Source organism: Polaribacter sp. Z022 (genome assembly GCF_023555495.1).
Taxonomy (GTDB): domain Bacteria; phylum Bacteroidota; class Bacteroidia; order Flavobacteriales; family Flavobacteriaceae; genus Polaribacter.
On the sequence record NZ_JALCZO010000006.1, the window covers coordinates 115,798 to 126,788 of the forward strand.

The 10,991-nt window shown below is 30.0% G+C and carries 8 protein-coding genes and 1 tRNA gene; 7 read left to right on the top strand and 2 right to left on the bottom strand.

Annotated features, from left to right (window positions below; all coding sequences use genetic code 11):
- Positions 1-106: 106 nt before the first annotated feature.
- The 5 genes from MPF13_RS13405 to MPF13_RS13425 all read left to right on the top strand — a co-directional run bounded on the left by MPF13_RS13405 (position 107) and on the right by MPF13_RS13425 (position 6,677).
- Positions 107-556: a MarR family winged helix-turn-helix transcriptional regulator gene (locus tag MPF13_RS13405; protein ID WP_249983270.1), complete on the top strand. Its 450-nt coding sequence runs from the start codon at positions 107-109 to the stop codon at positions 554-556.
- Between the two features lie 22 nt (positions 557-578).
- Positions 579-2,984, top strand: coding sequence for a 3-hydroxyacyl-CoA dehydrogenase/enoyl-CoA hydratase family protein (locus MPF13_RS13410; RefSeq protein WP_249983271.1), 2,406 nt, complete (start codon positions 579-581; stop codon positions 2,982-2,984).
- 4 nt (positions 2,985-2,988) lie between these two features.
- Positions 2,989-4,179, top strand: coding sequence for an acetyl-CoA C-acyltransferase (locus MPF13_RS13415; protein ID WP_249983272.1), 1,191 nt, complete (start codon positions 2,989-2,991; stop codon positions 4,177-4,179).
- 25 nt (positions 4,180-4,204) lie between these two features.
- Positions 4,205-6,001 carry an acyl-CoA dehydrogenase FadE gene (locus MPF13_RS13420; RefSeq protein ID WP_249983273.1) on the top strand — a complete coding sequence of 599 codons (1,797 nt, stop codon included), beginning with the start codon at positions 4,205-4,207 and terminating at the stop codon, positions 5,999-6,001.
- 229 nt (positions 6,002-6,230) lie between these two features.
- Positions 6,231-6,677: a KTSC domain-containing protein gene (locus MPF13_RS13425; protein WP_249983274.1), complete on the top strand. Its 447-nt coding sequence runs from the start codon at positions 6,231-6,233 to the stop codon at positions 6,675-6,677.
- 69 nt (positions 6,678-6,746) lie between these two features.
- On the opposite strand, the gene trxB is transcribed toward MPF13_RS13425, so the two are convergent.
- The gene (gene trxB / locus MPF13_RS13430) at positions 6,747-7,694 is read right to left on the bottom strand and encodes a thioredoxin-disulfide reductase (protein ID WP_249983275.1); all 948 of its coding nucleotides are present in this window, start codon (positions 7,692-7,694) and stop codon (positions 6,747-6,749) included.
- 135 nt (positions 7,695-7,829) lie between these two features.
- Positions 7,830-8,915 (bottom strand): PQQ-dependent sugar dehydrogenase, encoded by a 1,086-nt coding sequence (locus MPF13_RS13435; RefSeq protein ID WP_249983276.1) that lies wholly within the window; start codon positions 8,913-8,915, stop codon positions 7,830-7,832.
- A gap of 83 nt (positions 8,916-8,998) precedes the next feature.
- Between MPF13_RS13435 and MPF13_RS13440 the strand changes: the two genes are divergently transcribed.
- Together MPF13_RS13440 and susR are read left to right on the top strand one after the other, a co-directional pair.
- Positions 8,999-9,073, top strand: a tRNA-Pro gene (locus MPF13_RS13440).
- Between the two features lie 184 nt (positions 9,074-9,257).
- A complete protein-coding gene (susR, locus tag MPF13_RS13445; protein ID WP_249983277.1) occupies positions 9,258-10,907 on the top strand; it encodes a SusR family glycan utilization regulator in 1,650 nt (549 codons plus the stop codon).
- Positions 10,908-10,991 lie beyond the last annotated feature (84 nt).

Here is a 10,991-nt window from a genome sequence, read left to right on the forward strand (position 1 = left end):
AATTAGGTAAAACGTTACAACTAATTTTATGTTAAAATTACTATGCACGCATAACTTTTTAGTAATTTACTATGCGTGCATAATATATTTTTATATATTTGGCAAAATGGAAAAGCACAAATCTATAGATCACGAACTAAGAGCAACATGGCAAGCCGTTGCAAAAATGTATAATGAACAAGCTGTTCATCATAACAGCACAATGGCAACTGCATTTGTTCTTTTAAACATAGATAAGGTAAAAGGAACTCCTTCAACTGCTCTTGGCCCGTTAATGGGAATGGAACCTACAAGTCTTTCTAGAATATTGAAAACAATGGAAAAGAAAGGTGCTATTTGTAGAAAAAAAAACCCTGAAGATGGTAGAAGTGTAATTATAAGACTAACTGATTATGGTAAAGAAATGCGAAAAGTGTCTAGAGGCCATGTAATTCAGTTTAATGAAAAAGTAAGAGAACATATCACAGAAAAAGAACTAGAAGGTTTTTTTAAAGTTACCTCAACAATTAATAAACTTATTGCTGATAGAGATATTTATGGAAATATCGATAAATAGTAATAAAAAATAAATAAGACTAATGACTAGAAGAATTAAAAAAGTAGCAATAGTTGGCTCTGGAATTATGGGAAGCGGAATTGCATGTCATTTCGCAAATATTGGCGTTGAAGTTCTTTTATTGGACATTGTTCCAAGAGAATTAAACGACAAAGAAAAAGCTAAAGGATTTACGTTAGAAGACAAAGTTGTAAGAAATCGTTTAGTTAATGATGCATTAAATGCTTCCCTTAAATCCAAACCTTCTCCTATTTACAATCAAAAATTTGCAAACAGAATTACCACTGGTAATTTAGAAGATGATATTGCAAAAGTTGCAGATGTAGATTGGATTATGGAGGTTGTAGTTGAGAGACTAGACATTAAAAAAATAGTTTTCGAAAAATTAGAGAAATATAGGACTCCTGGTACTATTATATCTTCTAACACTTCTGGTATTCCTATTAAGTTTATGAATGAAGGCAGAAGTGAAGATTTTCAAAAACATTTTGCTGTAACACACTTTTTTAATCCACCAAGATATTTAAAACTTTTTGAAGTTGTTCCTGGACCAGATTGTAAACAAGAAGTAACAGACTTCTTAATGATGTATGGTGAAAAATTTTTAGGGAAAACATCAGTATTAGCAAAAGATACCCCAGCCTTTATAGGAAATAGAATTGGAATCTTCGGAATCCAATCTCTTTTTCATCAAGTAAAAGAATTAGGATTAACTGTAGAAGAAGTTGATAAGTTAACGGGTCCTGTAATTGGACGTCCAAAATCTGCTACATTTAGAACTGTTGATGTAGTTGGTTTAGATACTTTAGTTCATGTTGCTAACGGAATTTATGAAAACTGTCCAGATGATGAAGCTCATGATTTATTTAAACTTCCAAGTTTCATCAACACAATGATGGAAAACAAATGGTTAGGTAGCAAATCTAAACAAGGTTTTTATAAGAAAACAGTAAATGCAGAAGGCAAGAAAGAGATTTTAACGTTAGATTTAGATACGATGGAATATCGTTCTAAAAAACGCGCAAAATTTGCAACTTTAGAACTTACGAAAACGATTGATAAACCAATTGATAGATTCAAAGTTTTAGTTGGAGGAAAAGACAAAGCTGGTGAATTTTACAGAAAAAACTTTGCTGCAATGTTTGCTTATGTTCAAAATAGAATACCAGAAATTTCTGATGAATTGTACAAAATTGATGATGCAATGAAAGCTGGTTTTGGTTGGGAAAATGGACCTTTTGAAATTTGGGATGCAGTTGGCGTAGAAAAAGGTATAGAATTAATGAAAGCTGAGGGTAATGAACCTGCTACTTGGGTAACAGATATGTTAGCCTCTGGTTCAACATCATTCTACTCTATTAAAGAAGGAGCAACATATTTTTATGACATTCCTTCAAAATCTCAAACAAAAAAACCGGGTCAAGAATCATTTATCATTTTAGATAATATTAGAAAATCTAACCAAGTTTGGAAAAACTCTGGTGTAGTAATTGAAGATATTGGTGATGGTATTTTAAACCTAGAATTCCAATCTAAAATGAACACTATTGGAGGAGATGTTTTAGCAGGAATTAATAAAGGATTAGATTTAGCTGAAAAAGATTTCCAAGGATTTGTTGTTGGTAATCAGGCTGCTAATTTTTCTGTTGGAGCAAATATTGGTATGATTTTTATGATGGCTGTAGAGCAAGAATATGATGAATTAAATTATGCTATAAAATACTTCCAAGACACAATGATGCGTATGCGTTATTCATCTATTCCAACAATTTCTGCTCCTCATGGAATGGCTTTAGGTGGTGGATGTGAAATTTCTTTACATGCAGATAAAGTTGTTGCTGCTGCAGAAACGTATATGGGATTAGTTGAGTTTGGAGTTGGTGTAATTCCTGGTGGTGGTGGTTCTAAAGAAATGGCTTTAAGAGCTTCAGATTCTTTTAGTAAAGGAGATGTTGAGTTAAATATTTTGCAAGAAAACTTCTTAACTATTGGTATGGCAAAAGTATCAACTTCTGCTTATGAAGCTTTCGATTTAGGATTGATGCAAAAAGGTAAAGATGTTGTAGTTGTAAATAAAGACAGACAAATTGCAACTGCAAAAGCCCATGCAAAATTAATGGCCGAAAGTGGTTATACACAACCAGTAAAACGTAAAGATGTTAGAGTATTAGGTAAACAAGCCTTAGGAATGTTTTTAGTAGGAACAGATTCTATGGAACACTCTAAATACATATCAGAACACGATCAAAAAATAGCCAATAAATTAGCTTATGTAATGGCTGGAGGAGATTTATCTGAACCAACTTTGGTTACAGAACAGTATTTATTAGATATTGAAAGAGAAGCGTTTTTATCTCTATGTACAGAGCGTAAAACGTTAGAGAGAATTCAACACATGTTAAAAACTGGAAAACCTTTAAGAAACTAAAATTATGAAAACAGCATATATAGTAAAAGCATATAGAACTGCAGTTGCAAAAGCTCCTAAAGGTGTTTTTCGTTTTAAACGTGCAGACGAGTTGGGTGCAGAAACAATCCAACACATGATGAAAGAATTACCAAATTTAGACGTAAAACGTATAGATGATGTAATTGTTGGTAACGCAATGCCAGAAGGATCTCAAGGATTAAATATGGCACGTTTTATTTCTTTAATAGGATTAAATTCTGTAGATGTTCCAGGTGTTACAGTTAACAGATTTTGTTCTTCTGGATTAGAAACAATTGCAATGGCTGCAGCAAAAATTAGTTCTGGAATGGCAGATTGTATCATAGCAGGTGGATCAGAAAGTATGAGTTCAGTTCCTATGACAGGTTTTAAACCAGAATTAAATTACGATACCATTAAATCTGGTCATGCAGATTATTATTGGGGAATGGGAAATACTGCAGAAGCAGTTGCAAATCAATTTAAAGTGTCTAGAGAAGATCAAGATGAATTTGCTTTCAATTCTCATATGAAGGCTTTAAAAGCTCAAGCTGAAAATCGTTTTCAAGATCAAATTGTTCCTATTGAAGTTGAACAAACTTATTTAGATGAAAATGGTAAAAAAGCAACTAAAAAATATACAGTAACTAAAGATGAAGGACCTAGAAAAGGAACTTCTACTGCAATATTAAATAAACTAAGACCAGTATTTGCAGCTGGAGGAAGTGTAACTGCGGGTAATTCATCGCAAATGAGTGATGGTGCAGCTTTTGTTATGGTTATGAGTGAAGATATGGTAAAAGAATTAAATCTTGAACCAATTGCAAGAGTTGTAAACTATGCAGCAGCTGGTGTAGAACCAAGAATAATGGGAATTGGTCCTGTTGCTGCAATTCCTAAAGTTTTAAAACAAGCAGGTTTACAACAAAATGATATAGATCTAATAGAGTTAAACGAAGCTTTTGCTTCTCAATCTTTAGCAGTTATGCGTGAGTTAGATTTAAATCAAGATATAGTAAATGTAAATGGTGGAGCCATTGCATTAGGTCATCCTTTAGGTTGTACAGGAGCAAAACTATCTGTACAATTATTTGATGAAATGCGTAAACGCAATCTAAAAAATAAATACGGAATGGTAACAATGTGTGTAGGTACAGGACAAGGTGCTGCAGGTGTTTTCGAATTCTTAAGTTAATAACAAAATTAAAAAATCAAAAAAAATGGCAGATTTATTAAGAGGAGGTCAATTCCTTGTAAAAGAAACGAACTGTGAAGATGTATTTACTCCAGAAGATTTTTCTGAAGAACAACAGATGATGAAAGAAGCTGTGATGGAATTTAATGATAGAGAAATCATTCCTCATAAAGCTCGTTTTGAAGCTAAAGATTATGCACTTACAGAAGAAGTAATGCGTAAAGCTGGTGAATTAGGTTTTTTAGGTGTTGCTGTACCTGATGCTTATGCAGGTTTAGGAATGGGATTTGTTTCTACAGTTTTAACTTGCGATTATATTTCTTCTGGTACAGGATCTTTTAGTACTGCTTTTGGTGCTCATACAGGAATTGGTACAATGCCAATTACATTATATGGTACAGAAGAACAAAAACAAAAATATGTACCAAAATTAGCTACTGGTGAGTGGTTTGGCGCTTACTGTTTAACAGAACCAGGTGCTGGATCTGATGCTAACTCAGGAAAAACAACAGCTGTTTTATCTGAAGATGGAAAATCATATAAAATTAACGGACAAAAAATGTGGATTTCTAACGCAGGTTTTTGTCGATTAATGATTGTTTTTGCTCGAATAGAAAATGATAAAAACATTACTGGTTTTATCGTAGAATATGATGGAGAAAATCCAAATGGTATTACTTTAGGGGAAGAAGAACACAAATTAGGAATTAGAGCATCTTCTACAAGACAAGTGTTTTTTAATGACACTGTTGTTCCTGTAGAAAACATGTTAGCTGGACGTGGAGAAGGGTTTAAAATTGCAATGAACGCTTTAAATGTGGGACGTATTAAATTAGCTGCAGCTTGTTTAGATTCACAAAGAAGAATTGTTACTCATGCTGTAAATTACGCTAATGAACGTAAACAATTTAAAACTCCAATTGCAGACTTTGGTGCTATTAAAGTAAAATTAGCAGAAATGGCTACCAATACTTATGTTGGTGAATCTGCAACATATAGAGCTTCTAAAAATATTGAAGATAGAATTGCTTTAAGACAAGAAGCAGGAAACTCTCATCAAGAAGCAGAATTAAAAGGTGTAGAAGAATATGCTATAGAATGTTCTATTTTAAAAGTTGCTGTTTCTGAAGATGTGCAAAATTGTGCAGATGAAGGAATACAAATTTTTGGTGGAATGGGATTCTCTGAAGAAACTCCAATGGAATCTGCTTGGAGAGATGCAAGAATTGCTCGTATTTACGAAGGTACAAACGAAATTAACAGAATGCTTTCAGTAGGAATGTTAATTAAAAAAGCCATGAAAGGTCATGTTGACTTATTAGGACCTGCAACAGAAGTTGCTGAAAGTTTAATGGGTATTCCTTCTTTTGAAACTCCAGATTTTTCTGAATTATTTTCAGAAGAAAAAGTAATGATTGCTAAATTAAAAAAGACATTTTTAATGGTTGCTGGTGCTGCATTGCAAAAATACGGTCCAGAGATTGAAAAACATCAACAATTATTAATTGCTGCTTCAGATATTTTAATTGAAATATACATGGCAGAATCTGCAATTTTAAGAACTGAGAAAAATGCAAAACGTTTTGGTGAAGAATCTCAATCTGTTCAAATTGCAATGTCTAAATTATACTTATATCATGCAGTTGACATCATAGAAGAAAAAGGTAAAGAAAGTATTATTTCTTTTGCTGAAGGTGATGAACAACGTATGATGTTAATGGGCTTAAAACGTTTTACTAAATACACAAACTACCCAGATATTGTAGATTTACGTAACGAAATTGCAGAAAAAGTAAAAGCAGAAAATAAATACTGTTTCTAAAATACTCTTGATGTCAAATTGAGCTTGCTGAAGTATTGTTCTTCATCTTGCTCAACTGACTATCAAAAATAAATTTAATTTAAGACATATAGTTTTAAGTTATAGTTAGTTGTTTGTTTAAAACCATCATTATTATGATGGTTTTTTATTTGCTAAAACTTAATTTCTTTTTTATAGATAATCTATTTATTATCAATACTTTTGCACGCACTAAAAAAAACCACCATTAATGAAACGTATTAAAGAATATAAAAAACTTTTTGAAGTAGAAGGACCAATTGAATTAAAAGACCTTAAGAAAAAATATAGAGGTTTAGTAAAAGAGTGGCATCCAGATAAGTTTCAAGATCAAGAAGAAAAAGATTTAGCAGAAGAAAAAAGTACTCAAATAATTGACGGTTACCATTTTTTAGTAAGTATTGCTCCAGAAACCAAAGAAGCAAACTTAGAAGCTTATAAGAAAACTATTACTGAGTTTCAAGTTGCAGATTGGCATCATAAAAGCATGCTTTTAGAAGTTACTTTTACAGATGGAAACAAATATGAATATTTTGGAGTAAACAAAATACTTTTTGGAAAATTTATCAATGCAAAGTCAATGAACAACTTTGGAAAACGAAATATTTTTAATAAGTTTATTTATAGAAAATCTATGAAAGCTTCTGTTACTGTTTAAAAGCAGAACTCTAAATAAAAAAAGAGATTACTTACGTAATCTCTTTTTTTATTTAATTTTTAATGCCTTTTATTCTAAAGCTCCTAAATACCTTTCAGCATCTAAAGCAGCCATACAACCTGTTCCTGCTGCAGTTACTGCTTGTCTATATTCTTTATCTTGTATATCACCTGCAGCAAACACTCCTGGTAAATTAGTTTTAGTAGATTTTCCTTTTGTAATTAAATAACCTGTTTCATCCATATCTAAAACTCCTTTAAATAAGTCTGAATTTGGTTTATGTCCAATAGCAATAAATACTCCTGTTACAGAAATATCTGTAGTTTCTTTTGTTTGATTATTAATAGCTCTAACACCTTCAACAACATTATCTCCTATAACCTCGTCAATTTCAGTGTTATATAACACCTCTATATTTTCAGTTTTATTTACACGATGTTGCATTGCTTTAGAAGCCCTCATAAAATCTTTACGAACTAACATTGTAACTTTATTACAAATATTAGCCAAATAAGTTGCTTCTTCAGCAGCAGTATCTCCAGCTCCTACAACCACAACATCTTGCCCTTTATAGAAAAAACCATCACAAGTTGCACATGCAGATACACCTCCACCAATTAATCGTTGTTCGCTTTCTAAACCTAAATATTTTGCAGTTGCTCCAGTAGAAATAATTACTGTTTCTGCTTCTATCTCTTTAGATTCATCTACAATAATTTTATGAACTCCCCCAACTTCTTCACTTAAATCAACTTTTGTTACCAAACCAAAACGTACTTCTGTACCAAAACGTTCTGCTTGCTTTTTTAAGTCTTCCATCATTGCTGTTCCATCTGTTCCTTCTGCATAACCTGGAAAATTATCAACTTCTGTTGTTGTTGTTAATTGACCTCCCATTTGCATACCTGTATACATAACTGGTTTCATATCTGCTCTTGCTGCATAAATTGCTGCTGTATAGCCTGCAGGACCTGAACCAATAATTAAGCATTTAATTTTTTCTATTGTATCTGACATTTTTTTATCTCTAAAGTTGTTAAAGCAAAAATATTATTTTTTACTTCTTAAAAATACGATTGTTTATAAGTTTTAATAATGAAAAAATAGAGATACAAAATTGAAAAACTGAAAGGTATTTATTAATTGAGTTATTTATTTCTTAGGAAGTAGTTTTACGATACCTAAATGCTCTACTCCAACATAAATAAAACCGTCTAAACCTTGCTCTACAGAACGAACTCTTCCAATATTTTTAAGTAATTTAACTTCTTTAAAAACTTTATTTCCTTTTAAAATACACCTACTTAAATATTGAAATTTTAAAGAACCTACTAAAAGATTTCCTTTCCATTTTCCGTATTTATCACTATTGATAAATGCCATTCCACTAGGAGCTATTGATGGTGTCCAATAATGAATTGGATTTTCCATACCAGGAATTGATGTTTTATCTGTAAATTTTGTTCCACTATAGTTAACACCAAAACTTGCTTTTGGCCAACCATAATTTTTGCCTTTTTTAATAATGTTTATCTCATCTCCACCTTTTGGACCATGCTCATGAGACCAAATTTCATTTGTAAAAGGGTTAATTTCCATTCCCTGTGGGTTTCTATGCCCATAACTATAAATTGCTTTTTTTGCATTCTTAGATTTTACAAAAGGATTATCTTTTGGTATGGAACCATCGTCATTCAACCTATAGATTTTACCTCCATCTTTAGTAATATCTTGAGGGTTTTCATCTCTATTACCTCTATCACCTACACTAAAATATACATGGTTTTCAGTATCAAAAGCAATTCTAGAACCAAAATGATAACTTTTTGATGTATTAGGGATTGCTTTGTATAAAACTTCTTGATTAATTAATTGAGATCCCTTTAAACGAGCTCTCATTAAAGTAGTGTTTCCTCCTCTACCTTTTCCTTTTGATGAAGAATAAGTCATATAAATCCATCCATTTTTCTTATAATTTGGATGCAATTCAATATCTAAAAACCCACCTTGACCTCTTAAATATATTTCTGGTACTTCAGAAATTTCTATTTTTTTCCCATTTTTAAAGTGTATTAATTTTCCTTCTTTCTCAGTAATTAAAATTGAATTATCAGGTAAAAAAGTAAAACCCCAAGGATTATTAAGATTTGGTACAATTAATTCGTATTCACTTTTTTGAGAAAATGCAGAAAAAGACATTAAAACAACTAGAAATATTGAAGGAAAATAGTGTTTCATTTTTAAAATAATTTAATTAAAAAAACTAATACAATATATAAATATTATTCTATATTTGCAGTCCTAAAATTGATGACTAATTTCGGGGTGTAGCGTAGCCCGGTCATCGCGCCTCGTTTGGGACGAGGAGGTCGCAGGTTCGAATCCTGCCACCCCGACTAAATAAAAAAACCTTGTAAATTTAAAATTTACAAGGTTTTGTCTTTTTTAGACATTCTTTAACGTTGAATTTTTAATAAGAACTTAAAAATGAAATAATTTATTTTACAAAATTTTAAAAATTATAAATTCTATTTAGTTATTCATAAAATTTTATTTAGTTTTAAAAAATAAATAATAATGATGTCAAAAATACTTCTAACATTTCTACTTATTTTTATTATTTCTCCTTTAAGTTCTCAGAATAATCTTGATGATTTAATTTTACAACTTGAAGAAGAGATGTCTAAAAAAACAGCTTATCAAGAAGCTAAAGAACTACGCATAAAAAGTTTAAAAAGCCTTTTATCTGAGAAAGTTATATCTCCTGAAAACAAATATTTTATCACTAATAAACTTATAGCTGAATATGAATATTTTAGTTTTAACTCTTCACTATTTTATATTGAAGAGAATTTAGCTTTGGCAAAAAAAATTGGTAATGATTTTTTTATTAAAGAATCTACTTTAAGACTCGCTAAACTTTTAGCTACTTCTGGTAGATATGACGAATCTATAAATTTATTAGAAGAAATAAATTCATCAAATTTATCTAAAGAATTGCTTAATGAGTATTTTAATATTTTTAAAAGATGTTACTCTGAACTAAGAACAATTTCAAGAGTAAAAAATATTACTGAAAAGTATAACAAACTCTATTTAACTTACAAAGATTCTCTTAACATTCAAATAGCTAATCTTAATAAAAACTCAAAATTATATTTATCAACTAGTGAACAAAATTTTAGAGATGAAGGCAATACAATTGAAGCTTTAAAAGTAAACGCTAAAAGATTATCATTAGCTAAAATGGGTACTAGAGAATATGCTTTAGTAACTTTTAATAGATCTTACATGAGTGCTGAAGTTGATGGAAATAATTTAAATCAAAAGAAATTTCTAATTTTATCAGCTATTTCTGATATACAAGCATCTATAAAAGATAATGCTTCTTTGGCAAATTTAGCTGTAATCTTTTTTGGAGAAGGTAATGTAGATAGAGCTCATAAGTATATTAATTTTTCTTTTGAAGATGCAAAATTCTACAATTCAAAATTAAGGTTTTTAGACATATCTAATGTTTTACCAGTTATCTCAAAATCTTATGAGACAAAAAACCGTAAGCAAACTAACAAACTTAAAAAACAATTAATTTTTATTAGTTTATTATCACTAATATTAATGGTTGCTATATTTTTTATCATTAAACAAAATAAAAAAATTAACCAAGGGAAAGAATACTTAAAAACTGCCAATCTAAAGTTAAAAGATTTAAATGAAAAATTGAGTTTTACAAATAATGATTTAAAGCGATTGTATGAAGAACTTTCATCTGTAGATGCAATTAAAGAACAATATATAGGTACGTTCTTAAACTTGTATTCTGAATATATAGATAAACTAGATGTATACAGAAAAACCGTTAGCAAGTATATAATTACAAATAAAACAAAAGATCTACTTGAACTTAGTAAATCTAAAAAAATAATTGAAAGTGAATTAAAGATATTCTATGAAAATTTTGACAAATCATTTTTACATATCTATCCAAACTTTATTGAAAATTTTAATGACCTTTTAAAAGAAGAAGAAAGAATTTTAGTAAAAGACGATGATTCTTTAACAGTAGAACTAAGAATTTTTGCTTTAATTAGGTTAGGAATTTCAAACAGTTCGAAAATTTCTAAAATTTTAAGGTACTCTGTAAATACAATATATAACTATAGAGTTAAAGTTAGAAACATCGCTATTAATAGGGATGAGTTCGAAGAAATGGTTAAAAAAATTAAGTAGTTAATTCTTCTTTTTCACATAATTATATGTTATAAATTAACCTAAACATAACTTATATTAACTTTTTAACCTACCTAAACATTA